1 protein-coding gene is annotated in these 682 nt (G+C 49.7%); it reads right to left on the bottom strand.

Annotation, left to right across the window (positions count from 1 at the left end; genetic code table 11):
- The coding region (locus AB5935_RS28350) for an HlyD family secretion protein (protein ID WP_368328150.1) at window positions 1–682 on the bottom strand (682 nt) is incomplete at both ends.

Below are 682 nucleotides of genomic sequence, written 5' to 3'. Positions count from 1 at the left end.
TGAGAAGGCGGCTCCTGTTGCATCGGAGATGGATTCTACTACTCCTTTGAATGTGACGTTCGGCACGGCGTCTGCGGTTATTTCCACTTCTGCACCTTCTTTGATATTCGGAAGCTGGGTTTCGCGGTAATTGGCGATTACCCACAAATCACTGCTGTCTACGATATCAACCATAGTCTGTCCCGGTTGCACCAGTTGCCCTTCCAGGATTTCTTTCTTTCCTGTCGTGCCGTCACACGGAGCAATGATGACTGTATAAGAGAGATTCAGACGGGCAAGTTCCAACGCAGCTTCTGCCAGGCGGACACCTGCTTCATTCTGTCCCAGGCGATGAGTCTGCTCACTTTTCACTAAAGAAGTAGACATTTTAGTCCGTGACACCTGTTCATAACGGGCTTTGGCAACTTCGTATGCTGTATGTACGTTGTCATATTGCTGTTTCGTCACTGCGTCTTCCTGCAACAGTTTCTCAAAACGGTTCAGTTCACGTTTGGCATTTTCCATCTGTACACGTACTTCTTCAATACTTGCGTCGCTCACACTTAAATTGTTTTGCGTAGTGGCGATACCGATGGTAGTGGCCTGGCGTCCTGCGGTGGCATTCGCCAAATCCGCTTCTGCCTGTGCCACACGGAGACGGAATTCCGCATCTTCGATGATAAGAAGCGTGTCGCCTTTGCGC

This window comes from Phocaeicola sp. RTP21198st1_B8_RTP21198_201120 (assembly GCF_040929485.1).
GTDB classification, from domain to species: domain Bacteria; phylum Bacteroidota; class Bacteroidia; order Bacteroidales; family Bacteroidaceae; genus Phocaeicola; species Phocaeicola dorei.
This window is presented reverse-complemented; position numbering and strand designations above follow the sequence as displayed.